This window comes from Collinsella aerofaciens, assembly GCF_028207065.1.
GTDB classification, from domain to species: Bacteria; Actinomycetota; Coriobacteriia; order Coriobacteriales; family Coriobacteriaceae; genus Collinsella; species Collinsella aerofaciens_AR.
The window spans coordinates 41,739-59,331 of record NZ_JAQLFP010000002.1; the positions used below are offsets into that span (position 1 = coordinate 41,739).

The following is a 17,593-nucleotide window of genomic DNA, read 5'->3' on the forward strand; positions in this document are numbered from 1 at the left end:
GAATATTGTTGACGGTTCGTCAATACTATTTTTGACACAATGTCAACAATAACGGGTGAACGGCATGGGGGTATGTCGAGCCCGTACAAAGAGGGGCGCCGCGGTCTCGCCGGGCTGTGGCAAGAGAAGGGACGACTATGATTCTCAACGGACCGGGGATTAGCTACACCGAGCCCGACATCGGTTCGGAGTTCGTGCCGCCGATACCGGAGCATCCGCGCGAGGCCATCGTCAAACTGTGTGAGCACTGCACCAACCGCCTGCTGCACCGCGACGAGCTGCTGGGCTACGAGTACTGGTCGTTTGCCGAGGCCGCAACCGACGAGCAGGCCGAAGTGCTCTGCAAGATGAAGATGCGCCGTCCCTATACGCTGCCCGAGATGGTCAAGCTCACCGGCATGCCCGAGGCCGATATCGAAAAAATGCTCGACGACATGAGCTACACGGGTCTGCTCGAGTACAACTGGGAAAACCCCGAGCGCGCCAAGCAGTGGGTGCTGCCCATGCTGGTGCCGGGTTCCGCCGAGTTCCTCAACATGCGCGTGAGCCAGCTCGAGGAGCATCCGGTCTATGCCAAGTTCTTTGAGCAGGCGTCCAAGGGACCGCTGTCCAAGGCCACGCCGATGGTGCCGCCCGGCGGTGCCGGCATCGGCATGCATGTCATTCCGGTCGAGAAGGCCATCGATGCCGCGAGCACCTCGGTGCCGATCGAGCATATCGAGCATTGGCTCGACAAATACGAAGGTAAGTATGCCGCTAGCACCTGCAGCTGCCGCGCGAGCCGTCGCGTGATGGGAGAGGGCTGCGCCGACGACCCGGCCGATTGGTGCATCGCCGTGGGCGATATGGCCGACTACGTGGTCGAGACCGACCGCGGCCATTATGTGACGCGCGAGGAGGTCTACGACATCCTGCGCCAGGCCGAGGACAACGGCTTTGTGCACCAGATCACCAACATCGACGGTGAGAACAAAATCTTCGCCATCTGCAACTGCAACGTCAACGTGTGCTACGCCCTGCGCACTTCGCAGCTGTTCAACACGCCCAACCTGTCGCGCTCGGCCTACGTCGCCAAGGTCGAGAAGGACAAGTGCGTGGCCTGCGGTCGCTGCGTTGAGGTGTGTCCGGCCGGCGCCGCCAAACTGGGCCAGAAGCTCTGTAGCAAAAAGGCTGGCGGACAGGTGCCCGAGTATCCGCGCCAGGAGCTGCCCGATGCCACCAAGTGGGACCACACCAAGTGGTCGCCCAACTACCGCAACGACAACCGTATCGAGACGCATGAGTCCGGCACCGCTCCCTGCAAGACGGCCTGCCCCGCGCACGTTGCCGTTCAGGGCTATTTGAAGCTCGCGGCGCAGGGCCGCTATGACGAGGCGTTGGCGCTCATCAAGCGCGAGAACCCGTTGCCCGCTATCTGCGGCCGTGTGTGCAACCGCCGCTGTGAGGATGCCTGCACCCGCGGTCGCGTGGACGAGGCCGTGGCCATCGACGAGGTCAAGAAGTTTATCGCCCAGCGCGATCTGGATGCCGCGACTCGCTATGTCCCACCTGTGGTGACCCCGACGCGTGCCGGCGGCTTCGACCAGAAGATCGCCATCATCGGCGCCGGTCCGGCCGGTCTGTCCTGCGCCTTCTATCTGGCCGAGAAGGGCTACAAGCCCGTCGTGTTCGAGAAAAACGAGCGCCCGGGCGGCATGCTCACCTATGGCATTCCGAGCTTTAAGCTGCAGAAGGACGTTATCGAGGCCGAGGTTGAGGTTATTCGCCTGATGGGTGCCGAGTTCCGCTATGGCGTGGAGGTCGGTCGCGATGTGACGCTCGACGAGCTGCGCGCGCAGGGCTTTAAGGCCTTCTACGTGGCTATTGGCTGCCAAGGAGGCCGCCTTGTCGGCATTCCGGGCGAGGATGCCGAGGACGTGACCGTGGCCGTAGACTTCCTTCGCGAGGTTAACAGCGGCAAGATCGATACCCTGTCCGGCCGCACCATCGTGGTGGGCGGCGGCAACGTGGCCATCGACGTTGCCCGCAACGCCTGCCGTCTGGGTTCCGAGCACGTTGAGATGTTCTGCCTGGAGAGTGAGGCCCAGATGCCTGCCAGCGAGGAAGAGCGTCGCGAGGCCATCGAGGACGGCGCGCACATCAGCTACGGTTGGGGCCCCAAGGAGGTTCACCTGGACGAGGCCGGTCATGTGCGCGGCATCACCTTCAAGCGCTGCACGTGTGTCTTTGACGACGAGGGCCGTTTTGCGCCCGAGTACGATGAGAACGATCTGCGTCGTGTCGATGCCGACCGTGTCGTCATGTCGATTGGCCAGTCCATTGTGTGGGGCGACCTGCTGGCTGGCTCCAAGGTGGAGCTTGGCCGCGGTCAGGGTGCCCTTGCCGATCCTCAGACCTACCAGACCGCCGAGCCAGACATCTTTGTGGGCGGCGACGTCTACACCGGTCCGAGTTTTGCCATCGATGCCATCGCCGCCGGCCACGAGGCCGCCGTGTCCATCCATCGCTTTGTGCAGCCGGGGTCCACGCTCACCATCGGCCGCAACCAGCGCCGCTACACCGCGCTTGACCGCGACGATGTCGTGATCGAGAGCTACGACAACGCGAGCCGCGAGGTTGCCCATGTGGACCGCGAGCGCGAGAAGGCCGCGCCGTTTAGCGAGTACGTCGAGACCTTTACCGAAGAGCAGGTGCGCGCCGAGACCGCCCGTTGCCTGGGCTGCGGCGCCTCGATCGTCGACCCCAACAAGTGTATCGGCTGCGGCCTGTGCACCACCAAGTGCGCGTTCGATGCCATCCATCTGGATCGCGATCGCCCCGAGTGCTCCACGATGGTCAAATACGAGCAAAAGCTCCCGAGCCTTGGCAAGTATGCTTTAAAGCGTGCAATCAAAATCAAGTTCGGTCGTAAATAGGTAACCATGGCGGGTAAGGGGACGGCGCAGACTAGATTTCGCCGTCCCCTTGCTTTGAGTTTGCATCGCATCAACCGTTGTTGAAAGGTTTCTACCTTGCATGAATTGGGAATCGTTTATCACATTATTCGCGATGTTGAGAACGTGGCGCGCGCCAATGGCGTGCGTCGCGTTTCGAGCGTCACGCTGCTGCTGGGCGAGGTCTCGGGCGTCGTTCCCGACTTGCTGCTCGACGCTTGGCGCTGGGCGGCAGATAAAAAGTCCATCACGCAGGGCGCGGAGCTTATCGTGGAGCCCGTCGAGGCCGTGACGCATTGCGAGGCGTGCGGCCGAGACTATGCGACAGTCGAGCACGGCAAGACCTGCCCCCATTGCGGCAGTGGCGATACCTATCTGCTCCAGGGCCAAGAGGTCATGATCAAGCAGATCGAGACCCCCGACGAGGATCCGGCAGACGCTGCCCCTGATGGTCCCGCTGCTCCTGACGCCGTCGACGCCGCCAACCCCCTCCACATCGTCTAGCCCCTAGTCGTTGGGGACGTTCTTGCATGGCTAGTCAAACAAGAACGTCCCCAATGACTACTTGCGCTAGAACATAAGCCACGAAAATAGTCAAGTCATATCTGTTTAAACAAAATAGCGGCAGTACAAGCGCATTCGCACTTGCTTAAAATCGGCATCAATGAACAGCATGCTTGTATCTGTAAAATACATGACTTGATGAGCGACGCTTTAGTGGGAAATGAGTCGAAAAATAGCAACGTAATCAACTTGTAACAAACCTAGACGTTTAAACAAATAATCCAACCTTTTGCGGATTCAGCTATAATTCCACAATCCAAACAGGTATACTTCGTTCATGTCGTGTAGGAAATACGTAGACAAAAAGGAGGTTATGTGATGGTAAGTATTGTTCTTGCTAGCCATGGTGACTTGGCGGCTGGAATCAAGCAGACGGGCTCGATGGTCTTTGGCGATCAGCCGTCTGTAGCCGTGGTCTCGCTCGAGCCGAGCATGGGCCCCGACGACTTCCGCGCCAAGGTCGAGGAGGCAATCGCTTCCTTCGAGGACCAGGAGCAGGTGCTCTTCCTCGTTGATCTGTGGGGCGGCACGCCCTTCAACCAGATCAGCGGTCTCATCGAGGGCCATGATTCCTGGGCTATCGTCACCGGTGTCAACCTGCCTATGCTCATCGAGGCATATTCGCAGCGCTTTGACGCAAAGAACACTGCACATGCGATCGCAAAACATCTCGTGACTGAGGCTAAGGCCGGCGTGCGCGTCAAGCCCGAGTCTCTGGAGCCCGAGGAGAAGAAGCCGGCTGCGGCCGCCGCTGCTCCTGCGGGTGCCATTCCTCCGGGAACGGTGATCGGCGACGGGCACATCAAGATCGCCCACGTCCGTATCGACACGCGTCTGCTGCATGGTCAGGTGGCCACCACGTGGACCAAGCAGATCAACCCCAACCGCATCATCGTGGTCTCCGACGGCGTTGCTCACGACGAGCTCCGCAAGACCATGATCGAGCAGGCTGCCCCTCCGGGAGTCCACGCCAACGTCGTGCCCATCAAGAAGATGGCCGAGGTCGTCAAGGACACGCGCTTTGGTGACACCAAGGCCATGCTGCTGTTCGAGAACCCGCAGGATCTGCTCAGGGCCATCGAGGCCGGCGTCGACATCAAGGAAGCCAACATCGGTTCCATGGCCCACTCCAAGGGCAAGGTCGTCGTCACCAACGCTGTCGCTATGGGCGATGACGATGTCAAGACCATCGAGGCTCTCAAGGCCAAGGGCGTCAAGTTCGAGGTCCGCAAGGTTCCTTCGGATGCCTCCGAGGATCTCGACGCCATGTTGAAGAAAGCTAAGGCCGAACTGGCCGCTCAAGCATAGTAAAGGAGGGTCCGATACATGTCTGCAATCACTATTCTGCTCGTTGCGATTGTCGCGTTGCTTGCCGGTATGGAAGGCATTCTGGATGAGTTCCAGTTCCATCAGCCGCTCGTGGCATGCACGCTTATCGGTCTCGTAACCGGTCACCTTCAGGAGGGCATCCTCCTGGGCGGTTCGCTCCAGATGATGGCCCTTGGCTGGGCTAACGTCGGCGCCGCCGTCGCGCCTGACGCCGCTCTGGCCTCGGTCGCATCTTCCATCATCATGGTGCTCGCCCTTAACGGTGGCGCCACCGATTCGGCCAAGGCCGTTACCGCCGCCATCGCCGTCGCCGTCCCGCTGTCGGTCGCTGGCCTGTTCCTGACCATGATCTGCCGTACCCTGGCTACCGCTATGGTTCACGGCATGGACGCCTGCGCCGAGAAGGGCGACTTCGCCGGCATCGAGCGTTGGCAGTACGCCGGCATCCTCATGCAGGGTGTTCGTATCGCCATCCCGGCAGTACTTCTGTGCATCATCCCGGCCGAGGCCGTTACCAACGCGCTTAACGCTATGCCCGATTGGCTGTCCGGCGGCATGGCTGTCGGCGGCGGCATGGTCGCTTCCGTCGGTTACGCCATGGTCATCAACATGATGGCCACCAAGGAGACCTGGCCGTTCTTCATCCTCGGCTTTGTCCTTGCTGCCATCCCTCAGCTCACGCTGATCGCCCTTGGCCTCATCGGCATCTCCCTTGCCCTCATCTACCTTGGCCTTAAGGATCTGGCCAAGCAGGGTGGCGGCATGGGCGGTGGCTCCGGTGACCCGCTCGGCGACATTCTGAACGATTACGAGTAGGAGGGGAGTGATACATATGGCAGAGAACAAGATTCAGCTCACCAAGGCTGACCGTAAGAAGGTTTGCTTCCGTCATCAGTTCCTTCAGGGCTCGTGGAACTACGAGCGTATGCAGAACGGCGGCTGGTGCTTCGCAATGATCCCTGCGATCAAGAAGCTCTACACCAGCAAGGATGACCAGATTGCCGCTCTTAAGCGCCACCTGGAGTTCTATAACACCCACCCCTATGTTTCCGCCCCCGTCATTGGCGTTACCCTCGCCCTCGAGGAGGAGCGCGCCAACGGTGCTCCGATTGACGACGTCGCCATTCAGGGCGTCAAGGTCGGTATGATGGGCCCGCTCGCCGGCGTCGGCGACCCCGCCTTCTGGTTCACCCTTCGCCCGATTCTGGGCGCACTGGGCGCTTCCCTGGCCCTGTCCGGCAGCATCGCCGGTCCGCTGCTGTTCTTCTTCGCGTGGAACATCATCCGTTACGCCTTCCTGTGGTACACGCAGGAGTTTGGCTACAAGGTCGGCTCCTCCATCGCCAAGGACCTCTCCGGCGGTCTGATGGGCAAGGTCACCGAGGGTGCTTCCATCCTGGGTATGTTCATCATCGGCGCCCTGGTCGAGCGCTGGGTGTCCATCTCCTTCACCCCGGTCGTCTCCAAGGTCACGCAGTCCGCTGGCGCCTATATCGACTGGGCCAACCTGCCCGCCGGTTCTGAGGGCATCAAGCAGGCATTGACGATGTACAGCTCTGTCGGTGCCAACGCACTCGACCCGGTGAAGGTCACCACGCTTCAGGCCAACCTCGATCAGCTCATCCCCGGCCTTGCCGCCGTGTGCCTGACCCTTCTGGTCTGCAAGCTCCTCAAGAAGAAGGTCAGCCCGATCGTCATCATCCTGGCTCTCTTCGCCGTCGGCATCATCGGTCGCGTCTGCGGCTTCATGTAAGCACGCTTCGGCTTAAGACCGAGAGTTGCTAGGCAAGGGCTTTTGAGCCATTGAAACGGACCGCACCCGGTGGGTACACTGGATGCGGTCCGATTGTTTTTATTGGAGGGCGAGGCGCGTATGGCGCAATCTCAGAACAGCACGGTCGATCTGGCAACGCCGGCAACCTGCCTGATGGGGCTTACCAGTCACGGTAACGTGATGGTGGGCAATAAGGCGTTTGAGTACTATAACGAGCGTAATCCCGAGGATTATATCCAAATCCCGTGGGACGAGGTCGACTATATTGCCGCCGAGGTTTTGCGCGGCACCAAGAAGATTACGCGTTTTGCCATCTTTACCAAAGAGAATGGCCACTTTACGTTTTCGACGCGCAATGACAAGGAAACGCTTCGCGCGGTGCGTAAGTACATTGACGAGGACAAGCTCGTTCGTTCGCCCGACTTTATCGATGTGACGGCCAAGGGCGCCAAGAGCATCCCCTCCGTCATCAAGAACCTTTTCCACAAAGGCAACTAGCCATTAAAGAGCGCCCCCCCTAAAGTGGGACGCGGTTTCCCATGAGGCTCGATCGGGAAAGTGCATCCCGGTTCGAGTGCCGATTGCGGGATGTAGTTTCCGGAACGGGCCCGTTTGGGAAACCGTGTCCCGTTTCGAGTCGAAATTCTGGGACACAGTTTCCCAGCGAGGTCCCATGGGGAAAGTCTGACCCAGAATTTGCCTGGATAGTGGGACGCACTTTCCGGAGGGCTGTTCCACCACAACTTCGAAGAGTGGCTACACGCTGCATCACAACGTGTAAATCTGCTACACTAGTACAACATGCCTCCGTAGCTCAGGGGATAGAGCACCGCTCTCCTAAAGCGGGTGTCGACGGTTCGAATCCGCCCGGGGGCACCAGAAAAATCGCAGGTCAGGAGTTAATTTTGCTTCTGACCTGTTCTGGTTTTAGGGTTAAGAACTGCTTTTGTTTGTAAATTTGGTAAGTAAATAATTTAACTTACCGAGTTTTCCACTGAAAACAGGAAATCACCATTTTGGGGATAAAAAGTTTTCAACAGCCGTTAGTCGGTTCCATTTTGGTGAAGCGCTTCCTCAATTTGGGTAAAAAATTTCACCATTTTGATGATTCGGCTGCTTTGAGTTTTTGATAAAAACGCCTGTTCAGAAGCTTGCGCTATACCCATTTTGGTGAAACCAATTAATAGAGAAATATACTATAAAAATATAGGGACGGCGATGCCGTCCTCTTCGCTCGCGAAGCTCGCTGCGCGGCCACGTACCGTGTCCTTGCCGCCGGCTAAGCCGTCGATAAAGAATAGGGACAGCGATGCTGTCCCCCTTCGCTCGCGAAGCTCGCTGCGCGGTCACGTGCCGTGACCTTGCCGCCGGCTGTGCCGTCGATTGATTCGCTCACTGCGTTCGCTGATTGATTGATGGACTAATCCGTTTTCTCAGTCACACCAGTCATGAGTGCAGCGATTGTCATGTCGAATCCGTTAGCAATTTTACAGAGGTTAGAAAGACTGACATTTCTTCGTCCGACCTCTATCGAGGCGTAGTAAGACCTGTCCATGCCGATGCGATTCGCAAATTGTACTTGAGAGTAACCAGACTTTGATCTTAATTCTTTGCAGCGTAGACCAAAGGATCGTTGTAGCGGCGAGATATCCATGACAAAAAGAGTCATGGATTGTTGTATAAAAGCCAACGGACTATATACAACAATCCCTGTTAAAGCGCATAATTATCTCTATTGGAAAGCACTCTGATGCCCAGTCGGATAGGGCACGGAAAAGGAATGGAATAGCAATGACTCAGGGAAAGCATTTCGCTGCCGGCGGCGATCACTTCGCCACACTGCCAAACAAAAAGATTCACGCCCCGAAGGGGATCGCGCGTCTGACCGTCACCGCGGCGACCATGGCCGCCATGACCGGATCGAGCCTCATCTCACCGTTCACGGCATTCGCCCAGACCGGTGACGGGGGCACGCAGCACCCCGCCGTGATGTCGCCGATCGCCGCCCACGCCGGCGCGGCATCCGGTGTCGGCGCGAAATCCGCCGCACAGACCATCGCGGACCTGCAGAAGGCAGTCGACGAGGCGAAGGCGAAGGAGGACGCCGCCAAGGCATCCTACGATGAGGCCGCCGGTCCCTACAACGAGGCGGCTTCCGCCCGCGACCAGGCCAAGGCATCCTACGATTCGGCAGTCAGCGCCGGCACGGCAGCCGACCGAGCGGCAATGGACGAGTACGCCCGTCAGGTCGCGGAGGGCAAGGACGCCGCCGATGCTGCCGGCAAGGACCTCGAGCAGGCGAAGGCGGGTCTCGCAGACGCCAAGGCGGATGCATCCGAGAAGGACGAAGCGTACCAGTCCGCCATCAAGGCGGCTCAGGATGCCAAGGATGCCCTCGATAAAGCCAAGGCAGATGCCGTAAGCGCCACCCCGGAGGCTATCCGTGCCGCCGAGCAGGCGGTACGCGACGCCCAGGCTGCCGTGGACAGGGCACAGGCCGATCTCGACAACGCCAACGCGACGCTTGGCGAGGCCCAGTCCAAGTTGGTTGCGGCCCAGTCTGCAAAGGATGCCGCCGAAGCCGTCCTCGCCGCAGCCCAGCAGAACAAGGACACGACGGATGCGAAGGCCGCAGCCGCCAGCGCCGCCTACGAGAAGGCGAAAGCCGACCTCGCCGCAGCGGAGGCAGGCGCCAGCGGCCCGGAGTACGATGCGGCAAAACAGAAGGTCGCGGACGCAGAGGCAGCCCTCGCTACCGCACGAGCGGCACAGTCCCAGTGCGAGTCCGAGCTCGAGCAGGCACAGTCCGCTGCGGCAACGGCACAAGCCGACCTGAATGATGCCCAGGTGGCCCTCTCCGTAAAGCAGCAGGCCGCGGCCGATGCCGAATCCGGCGTGAACGCCGCCCAGTCCGCACTCGATGCCGCGAACGCCGACCTCGATGCGGCCAAGCAGGCGAATGCCGACGCCGTCGCCAAGCTGGATGCAGCGAAGCAGGCTGTCAAGGACGCTGAGTCCGCCAAGGCAGCCGCCGATGTAGAGCTTGCGAACGCCAAGGCCGCAAAGGATACCGCAGACGCCGCCGTGACCGCCGCGCAGCAGAAGGTCGACGAGGCCCAGGCGAAACTCGATTCCGCCGACGCGCAGCTCAAGCAGGGAGCCATCGGCTTCTTCCGTGCCATGGGTGCCGATGACGCAGTCAACATCATCCTGAACGCCAAATATGCCGGAAAGACCGAAGTCGGCAACTCCAAAGACGCCACGTCTCTTGACAATATGCTCAATGCGATCAAGTGGATGAAGTCCGTCAACGACTACCGCAAGTCGGTCGGCCTGTCCGAGCTCCATGTCACCTACAAGCTCATCGCCGGTGCCATTGCAGATGCCAACTACAGTGACACCGTGCTCGAGCATGCCCGCCAATATGATTTTGCCGAAAACCTGGCATGGAATTACGGAATCGATCCGAGTGGGCAGTGGATCGAGCAGGAGAAGGGCTTTTTCGACAAGGCAACGGAGGCCCTTTATGGAGTCACCGGTCTTGTCGGCAAGGATGCCTATGATTTCTATGCAAAGAACGGCGTCGCAATCAACCATTGGATTGCAAACAACTGCCGCTGGGAGAACGGCAGCAGCGGCACCGTCGGCCATTACATGAACATCATCAATCCCGAACTCGCCGTTATGGGAATGGCAACCTGCACCAAGGGCACCATGTCCGGGCTTCAGACGCAGTGCTACACCGCAGAGATCTCCGGCTGGTCCGGCTCCGGTTGGAACACGAACCCCATCTCCGTCGACGAGTACGAGCAAAAGCTGACCTCCTATATCAACGGTCTCAAGAACGCCAAGAGCGCACTCGACGCAGCCAAGGCCGATCTCGCATCCAAGCAGCAGGCAGCCACCGACGCCGCTGAAACCGTCCAGCAGAAGCAGGACGCAGCGGATTCCGCACAGGCAGGTGTCGATGCCGCGAAGCAGGACGTCACCGATGCCCAGCGTGCCGTCGATGCCGCAAAGGCTGATCTCGCATCCAAGCAGCAGGGCGTCACGGATGCCCAGACCGAGCTTGATGCGGCGAAATCGGACCTCGATGCCGCCAACGCGGCAGTCGATACGGCAAAGTCGACCGTCCAGCAGAAACAGGTCGCCTTTGATGCCGCCAACGCAGCCGTAACGGCCGCACAGACCAAGCTGGATTCCGCCAAGGCGAACACCGAGGCCAAGCAGCAGGGCGTCACGGATGCGAACGCCGATCTCGCGAAGTTCTTCCAGGACGTCGCCGATGCCAAGAAGGCGCTCGATACCGCAAAGAGCGCCCATGACGCGGCGGAAGCCGACCAGGCCGAGAAGGCGGCGGTCCTCGCAGCCGCCAAGCAAAAGGCGGATACCACCGCAAGCGCCCTCGCGGATGCCCAGCGTGCCGTCGATGCCGCAAAGGCCGACACCGGCGTTGCCGCCGACAAGCTCACCGGCTCCCAGACCGATCTCGAGGACGCACAGTCGAACCTCGACATCCTCACCGGTCTTGCCGCGAAGCTCGCAGAGGCACAGCAGCGCGAGCAGGATGCAGTAAAGGCCGTCAATGACACCAAGGCCGCGCTCGATGCCGCGAAGGCGGATACCATCGCCGCCGAGTCCCTGGTCTCCGCCGCCGAGCAGGCGAAGGCGCAGGCAGACGCCAAGCTGGCGAGGCTGAACTCCATCGACGCCGGCGCGGCGCTCGCCTCCGGCCATGACGCGAACGCGGATGACGCCCTCAACGCGCTTTTCGCCGCAGCAGTCGAGGCGCGTGCCAAGGTCGCGCCCGCAAAGGCAATCCTGGACGAGAAGCAGGCTGCGCTGGACGGACTCCAGCCCGGCTATGATGCGGCACTCGCCGCCTATGAGCTGGCGAAGTCCGACCGCATCGCGGCGGAGCAGAAGCTTTCCGATGAGATCGCACGACAGGAGGCGGAGGAGGCCGCAAAGCAGCAGGCGGCATACAGCCCGAAGCATCTCGCAGGCACGGAGACCGCCCAGCGCGGCAGTCTCGCCCAGACCGGCGACCGCGCGGGACTCATCGGCGAGACGTTCGTCATCGGCGGTACCGTCCTCGTGGCGGCCGGCGTCTTCCTCGACCGGAAGAAGCGCCGCGAGCAGATGTAAAAGCGAGTCGGGCGTTGGATATCGGCTAGTGTCCAACGCCCGGTTTCATGGACGGGGAGATCGGTGTGAGAAAAAAGGCTATTATCGTTGCGCTTCTGGTGTGCCTTTCGGCACCTCAACTTGGATGTGCCGGCGTTGCAAAGCAAGGAAGCGGCTCTACGGAAAGGGCCGCCACAGCGGTAAAGAACAAAGACAAAAAGAAGCCAAGCGAAGAAAAGGCGGCGCAAACCTCTGGAACCAAGACCGAGGAGAAGAAAGAATCCGACGACAAGGACCAGAAGTCCGATGACTCCAAGAAGGAGGATAACAAGTCTTCCGATTCCTCGAAGTCGGACAGCAAGGGCGATTCCTCCCAGTCCAAGCAGAATTCCGGCAATTCGCAGGGCTCTGGCAGCAACAATTCCTCTTCCAACGGCGGTAGCCAGAAGAAGTGGGTTGCCGAGCAGGGCCACTGGGAGACTGATTACAGCCAGGTCTGGGTGCCGAATGTGGTATATACGCGTCATGAACGTTACATTTGTAGTGCATGCGGTGCATCTTTCGATTCTATAGCCGCTTGGTCAGCTCATAGTGACGCAATGTGGGAACAAGGTCAAGACCATGGAGCATATATCAATGATTCGTATACTACCTCTGAGGACCAGGGACATTATGAACAGAAGGCTACGGGGCAGCATTGGGTCGTCGATGTTGCCGGTCACTGGGAATGATGGACATATGTTCCTCTCCTCTTACATTCGGTAAATGTTTATTTATTTGTGGGCGGCCGGTTCGGCCGCCTTTTTTAGACGCCCAGTCTGGGAGCAAACGATAGAAAAGCAATCAAACGAGAGGCCGTTCCAAAAGAATCCGGCGGTGCCGGATGCTTTGGGCAAAACCTTCCGCAAATCGGTAAGGTCTTCCATCAACTTGCTTCAGCCCTCGCCCGGAGTCCGCTGCGCGGTAATGCAAACACTCGGCATCCCTCGCATTCGCATCACCGCTCCGCTCTCGCTACAGCGAATTTCTAACACTCAGCATCCTTCGCGTTAAAAATTCGCTTCCGCTCACGGTCTCCGCTGACACTACGACACCGCGAAGCCTTTCGCTCGAAACGAGGCCTCTCATTTCGTGTCTACGCTACGCTCCGCCCAATCGCCGTTCCGGTGATTGCAAGATGACTGTGGGTGGCATTTTTGTGGGCCCATTCGGACCCCAAAAACACCACGCCACAGACCTTGCCTATCGCCTGCTGCGGCGATAAGGTTATCGTGAAGTTGAAACTTCGCGATGAAGAATCGCGGCGACGATTCTTCATTTTTGGAACGACGCCAGCCGTTCCTCATCAAGGAAAGCGAATCGCATAGCAGGTTTTGATCGGAGGCCTCTCCGATCGCTGATTCGTTTTCCGAGGAGGAATCATGAGCAGGCTCCGCCCACACACCGTCAAGGCGTCTCTTTCAAATGACGAGAAGAAAACCATCGCTGCAATCGCAAAGCGACATGAGATGAGCGAGGCGGAACTCATCCGCTTCGTTTTGTGCAATGCCGACGATCTCGATATCGATTTTGGTTTTTCGGAAATCGCTGGGCAGAAATTCCGAACCGATGACATTCACGTCCGGGTCTCGCCGGAAGAAAAAAGAAAATCGAAAGCAATGCTGATTCCCTTGGCGTGACCGTGAGCTCGTATGCGCGGCGCGTACTGCTCAAAGGGAATGTCGAGAAAATCGATGTCGATCGGGCGTCGATCGACAAGATTTATCACGAACTTCTGAAGGAAGGAACGAATCTCAATCAGCTGATGTACTTCGTGAACGCCCAGGGGCTTCCCGCGTACAACGAGAAAGCTGTTTTCCGCACACTCGAAAAGGTTTACCAAGTTGGGCGTAAGCTGGACTGTTTTATCGATGAGCTCGAGAAGCGCTATTTCGTTGGTGGTGATGTGAAGTGACGGTTATCAAACAGAAAAGCGTTTCGAGCGATCGCTACGCAAAGAACGTCCGTAAATACATCAACGGAAAAGATGCGCTTGCGCGTGGTGGCTGGAACATCGAATACAGCGATCGCTGGTTTTCGAAAATGGATAGAACCAGAAAGGTTTTCCATCACGACAAGCCGTCGAGAGCCGGAGCCAAAAACGTAATCTTGCTTCATCAGATCCTCGCGTTCCTTCCGGAAGAATGCTCATGCAACGGGGGCAAGATGACCCCCGATGCATGTTTGGCCTACGCGGAGCAATGGCTTGCGAAGCACTATCTGCATCAACAGGTGATTCTCGCGCTGCACGAAGAAAGCGATAAGGCGGGAAAACGCTACGCAGTGCACATGGCGATCAACCGTACCGATTTGTTAACTGGCAAGCGTTGCGAGACGGGCGGGCGGCATGGAAAGTACGAACGCGCCTCATGGGTCCGCGAACTCGATAAGGACTGGAATCTCGCCCAGCTCGAAAAGGGAAAGAAGAATTCGAAGATTCGAGATCGACAGCCGCGCGATATTGAAAAGGAGATTGTCGATCGCGGAGAGTACAGTTATAAAAACAATCTGCGCGAGCTGATCCATATTGCAATCAACGACTACCACCCGAAGAATATGGAGCAGTTCAAAAAATTACTTGCCTCATGGGGCGTAGACATTTTCATCAAGAACAATCGTGTCTATGCGACAGATCTTGATATCAAAGAGGCCGGCAACCCGAAGTGCACTTTCAACCTGACCCGTCTTGACGGTCGGTTTGCGGTCAAGCAACTTGAGGTGGCCTTCAAAAATAACGTGCTTGAAGCCGAGCGAGCCCTTCCTTATGAGAGGCGTTGCGAGATTTACATTCAACGGCTTAAGAAAGCGTATTCGGCGTGGGTCGAGCAGGCAAAGGCGAGCAAGGGCGTCGCCTACAATCTCTTCCCTAAGTTCATCGCACCGAAGTGCGATGAAGATCTGCTCGAGGATCCGGCGGTTCGTGATGAGCTTCTTGCCCGGCGCGGTTACGCAAGGGAGATTCGAAACCGTTACGCCGGCGCCGTTCCCGATGCTGGCGATGACCGCGTTCGCGCCGCAGGCCGAGCCCATGGTGGCAACGTCGACATCTCGCCGCAGGTCGATCGTGCGGTCGACCGAGGCGATTACGCTCGCGGAGACACGCCTCGCTAGTTTTGGAGAGCCTATCGTCGGTGCCCTAGCGTGCTGCCATCCAGTGCCGATTCTTTCATGCTCGCAATTCGGCGAGGGTGAGGAGTATGAATTGATCGGCGGGAGTCAGCCGCTCTGATAGAATCGTCCTTGCTGTCGGCAGCCCTCGTGCCGGGCAGAGCCCTCCATTCGATGGGAGGTGATGCCCATGACCGATTTCACCGAGCTCGTGAAGCTCCTGACCGCTACGGTCTCGCTCCTCACGGCCCTTGTCGGCCTTTCCAAGGCACTCAAGCAGGGCTCGAAGCCCAAAAAGAAAGGCCACCGTCGCTAAGACGATGACCTAACTCTATTAAGCAACGGCTCTGCCCAGCTCACTACAACTTGGGCTGCCGTCGGCACCATTCTACCCTCCTGACGAGGAATTCGTCCATATTTCAAAAATCAAATCCTGTTCGCGCGTGGGCGCGTGGGCGTAAACTTTTAGTTGGGCAAACCCGACAGATTGGAGCTTGAAACATGAGGGATATGCACCTCATGTCGCTCATAAAACGTCTCCTGACCTCGAAGGAGAGCGTTTTTTAGCGACAGAAGGAGACGTAAATATGATCTGGTTTACCAGCGACACCCACTTCGGGCATGAGAACGTGCTGAAGTTCACCGACCGCCCGTGGGAGACGATTTGGCAGATGAACGACGCCATCGTCGACAGCATCAACGGCAGGGTTGCCGTGGACGACGAGCTCTACATCCTGGGGGATTTCTCATTCAAGATGACCGCCCAGGACGCCTACGGGCTGCGCAAGCGGATCGCCTGCAGGCGCATCCACCTCGTCCCGGGAAACCACGACAAGGACTGGACCCAGCCGGCGGTCGCGGGCGCCTTCACCGTGGAGCCGCCGATCTGCGTGCTCAAGATCGACGGGCAGAAGATCGTCCTGTGCCATTACCCCATTGCCGACTGGCAGGGCATGAGCCATGGATCGTGGCACCTCCACGGGCACATCCACAGCAGCGGTGGCGCGTACAACGAGTTCAACCGCAAGCAGGGCCTTCTGCGCTACGACGTCGGTTGCGATGCCAACGGGCACTCCCCGGTGAGCCTCGACGAGCTGAGGGAATGGTTCGCCGGAGTCGACGAGCCGTGCGGCCGGGTGAAATGGGCCTGGTGGGTCAACGAGACCGGCGACAGGCAGGTCGAGCGCGAGCTGGCGGCGTACAAGAGGGAAGAGGCGATCCGATGACGGTCTATGTGACGGGCGACATCCACGGTGGGCTCGACATGCAAAAGCTCCGCGACTGGGAGCTTGGCGACAGTCTTACCAGCGACGACTATCTCATCGTTGCCGGTGACTTTGGCTTTCCGTGGAACTTTTCTGCCGAGGAATGCGCCGACATCGCCTGGCTGGAGTCGTGCCCCTACACGGTACTGTTCGTCGACGGCAACCACGAGCGCTTCGATCACTGGGAGGAGCGCCCCATGGAGCCGTGGCATGGCGGGCTGACGCAGCGCCTGTCGGACACCTCGCCCATTCGGCGCCTGACGCGCGGCGAGGTCTTCGAGCTCGACGGCTCGACAATCTTCACTATGGGCGGTGCCACGAGCGTGGACAGGGAATACCGCGTTCCGTATTCCAGCTGGTGGCCTCAGGAGCTCCCGGACGAGCGCGAATTCGATGCCGCGCGGGCAAAGCTCGACGAGGTCGGCTGGAAGGTCGACTGCGTCATCACCCATACCTGTGCCACGCGCATGCTCTCGCCGACGCTCTATCCGGACTCGGGCTGGGAACGCCCTGATGTGGACCGGCTGACCGGATTCCTCGACGAGCTCGAGGACCGCCTGGACTACAAGCGCTGGTATTACGGCCATTTTCACCGAGACGGCAACCCGGACGAACGGCACACGGTGCTGTATGACCGAATCGTGAGACTCGGGGACAAACTCCTGCCGTGGGGCGCGTACTGATGACGGTCTATGTGACAGGCGACGTGCACGGCAGGGCCGAGTACGGGTCCAGCCGGTTTGCATTCAAAAATTGGCCGCTGGGCCGGACCCTGACGCGCGATGACGCGGTGATCGTGGCCGGCGACTTCGGCTTTGTCTGGGACGGCTCGAATGCTGAGAGGTATTGGCTCGATTGGTTTGAGTCGAAGCCGTGGACCACGTGTTTCGTAGACGGCAACCACGAGAACCACCACGCCCTGACAGAACTGCCGGTGCGGGAGTGGAGCGGCGGTCTCGTCCATGAGGTACGACCGCACGTGCTGCACCTCATGCGCGGAGAGGTATTCGACATCGCGGGAACCACGGTTCTTACCATGGGCGGAGCCGCGAGCAACGACAGGCAGTATCGCAAGGAGGGGAGGAGCTGGTGGCCCGAGGAGATGCCGAGCGAGGAGGAGATGGACCACTGCCGCGCCTCGCTCAACCGCGTAGGCTGGAGGGTCGATTGCGTTGTGACTCACGAGGCCCCTGCTGCCCTTGCTGAGGTGCTGTGCCGCGAGCATGGACGCGGGTACCGTGGGGATCAACTGCAAACCTTCCTGGGCGAGCTCGACGGGCGGCTCGACTATCGCGTCTGGTTCTTCGGCCACTACCACGGCGACAGATGGTGCGACGCCAAGCATCGCCTGATCTACCGAGACATCGTGCCGATTGAAGATGCCGCGCTCGGTTCTAGAGACCTCCTAGAAGCGTTCTAGGAGGTCTCTAGAAATCAGCCGCCTGATAGGAGAA

The 17,593-nt window shown here is 59.1% G+C and carries 16 protein-coding genes and 1 tRNA gene; 16 read left to right on the forward strand and 1 reads right to left on the reverse strand.

Annotated elements, in window-relative coordinates; genetic code table 11:
• Positions 1-137: 137 nt before the first annotated feature.
• From PMX72_RS01280 to PMX72_RS01310, 7 genes are all read left to right on the forward strand, one after another.
• Positions 138-2,915, forward strand: coding sequence for an FAD-dependent oxidoreductase (locus PMX72_RS01280; protein WP_271728873.1), 2,778 nt, complete (start codon positions 138-140; stop codon positions 2,913-2,915).
• A gap of 96 nt (positions 2,916-3,011) precedes the next feature.
• A complete protein-coding gene (locus tag PMX72_RS01285; protein WP_271728874.1) occupies positions 3,012-3,437 on the forward strand; it encodes a hydrogenase maturation nickel metallochaperone HypA/HybF in 426 nt (141 codons plus the stop codon).
• 378 nt (positions 3,438-3,815) lie between these two features.
• Positions 3,816-4,805, forward strand: coding sequence for a PTS sugar transporter subunit IIB (locus tag PMX72_RS01290; protein ID WP_271728875.1), 990 nt, complete (start codon positions 3,816-3,818; stop codon positions 4,803-4,805).
• A gap of 18 nt (positions 4,806-4,823) precedes the next feature.
• On the forward strand, positions 4,824-5,642 hold the full coding sequence (locus PMX72_RS01295) for a PTS mannose/fructose/sorbose transporter subunit IIC (RefSeq protein WP_089573274.1): 819 nt from the start codon (positions 4,824-4,826) through the stop codon (positions 5,640-5,642).
• Between the two features lie 16 nt (positions 5,643-5,658).
• On the forward strand, positions 5,659-6,579 hold the full coding sequence (locus PMX72_RS01300) for a PTS system mannose/fructose/sorbose family transporter subunit IID (protein WP_117564942.1): 921 nt from the start codon (positions 5,659-5,661) through the stop codon (positions 6,577-6,579).
• Between the two features lie 120 nt (positions 6,580-6,699).
• Complete coding sequence (locus PMX72_RS01305; RefSeq protein ID WP_117564941.1) at positions 6,700-7,098, forward strand: DUF956 family protein; 399 nt, start codon at positions 6,700-6,702, stop codon at positions 7,096-7,098.
• A gap of 305 nt (positions 7,099-7,403) precedes the next feature.
• Positions 7,404-7,479: transfer RNA gene (locus tag PMX72_RS01310), tRNA-Arg, on the forward strand.
• A 541-nt stretch (positions 7,480-8,020) separates the two neighbouring features.
• On the opposite strand, the gene PMX72_RS01315 is transcribed toward PMX72_RS01310, so the two are convergent.
• Positions 8,021-8,269, reverse strand: coding sequence for a helix-turn-helix domain-containing protein (locus PMX72_RS01315; RefSeq protein ID WP_117640691.1), 249 nt, complete (start codon positions 8,267-8,269; stop codon positions 8,021-8,023).
• Between the two features lie 122 nt (positions 8,270-8,391).
• Here PMX72_RS01315 and PMX72_RS01320 point away from each other — a divergent pair, with 122 nt between their 5' ends.
• The 9 genes from PMX72_RS01320 (at position 8,392) to PMX72_RS01360 (ending at position 17,559) form a co-directional block, all read left to right on the forward strand.
• Complete coding sequence (locus PMX72_RS01320) at positions 8,392-11,748, forward strand: hypothetical protein (RefSeq protein WP_271728876.1); 3,357 nt, start codon at positions 8,392-8,394, stop codon at positions 11,746-11,748.
• Positions 11,749-11,795: 47 nt separating this feature from the next.
• Positions 11,796-12,458, forward strand: a complete 663-nt coding sequence (locus tag PMX72_RS01325; RefSeq protein ID WP_271728877.1) for a hypothetical protein — start codon at positions 11,796-11,798, stop codon at positions 12,456-12,458.
• 690 nt (positions 12,459-13,148) lie between these two features.
• Positions 13,149-13,406: a hypothetical protein gene (locus PMX72_RS01330; RefSeq protein ID WP_271728878.1), complete on the forward strand. Its 258-nt coding sequence runs from the start codon at positions 13,149-13,151 to the stop codon at positions 13,404-13,406.
• A gap of 2 nt (positions 13,407-13,408) precedes the next feature.
• The gene (locus PMX72_RS01335; protein ID WP_271728879.1) at positions 13,409-13,681 is read left to right on the forward strand and encodes a hypothetical protein; all 273 of its coding nucleotides are present in this window, start codon (positions 13,409-13,411) and stop codon (positions 13,679-13,681) included.
• Positions 13,678-14,877: a relaxase/mobilization nuclease domain-containing protein gene (locus PMX72_RS01340; protein WP_271728880.1), complete on the forward strand. Its 1,200-nt coding sequence runs from the start codon at positions 13,678-13,680 to the stop codon at positions 14,875-14,877. Before PMX72_RS01335 ends, PMX72_RS01340 begins: the two co-directional genes overlap by 4 nt.
• Positions 14,878-15,064: 187 nt before the next feature.
• Positions 15,065-15,190 (forward strand): hypothetical protein, encoded by a 126-nt coding sequence (locus tag PMX72_RS01345; RefSeq protein WP_255413310.1) that lies wholly within the window; start codon positions 15,065-15,067, stop codon positions 15,188-15,190.
• 271 nt (positions 15,191-15,461) lie between these two features.
• On the forward strand, positions 15,462-16,100 hold the full coding sequence (locus tag PMX72_RS01350) for a metallophosphoesterase (RefSeq protein ID WP_271728881.1): 639 nt from the start codon (positions 15,462-15,464) through the stop codon (positions 16,098-16,100).
• Positions 16,097-16,822, forward strand: a complete 726-nt coding sequence (locus tag PMX72_RS01355) for a metallophosphoesterase family protein (RefSeq protein WP_271728882.1) — start codon at positions 16,097-16,099, stop codon at positions 16,820-16,822. Before PMX72_RS01350 ends, PMX72_RS01355 begins: the two co-directional genes overlap by 4 nt.
• Positions 16,822-17,559, forward strand: a complete 738-nt coding sequence (locus tag PMX72_RS01360) for a metallophosphoesterase family protein (protein WP_271728883.1) — start codon at positions 16,822-16,824, stop codon at positions 17,557-17,559. Before PMX72_RS01355 ends, PMX72_RS01360 begins: the two co-directional genes overlap by 1 nt.
• Positions 17,560-17,593 lie beyond the last annotated feature (34 nt).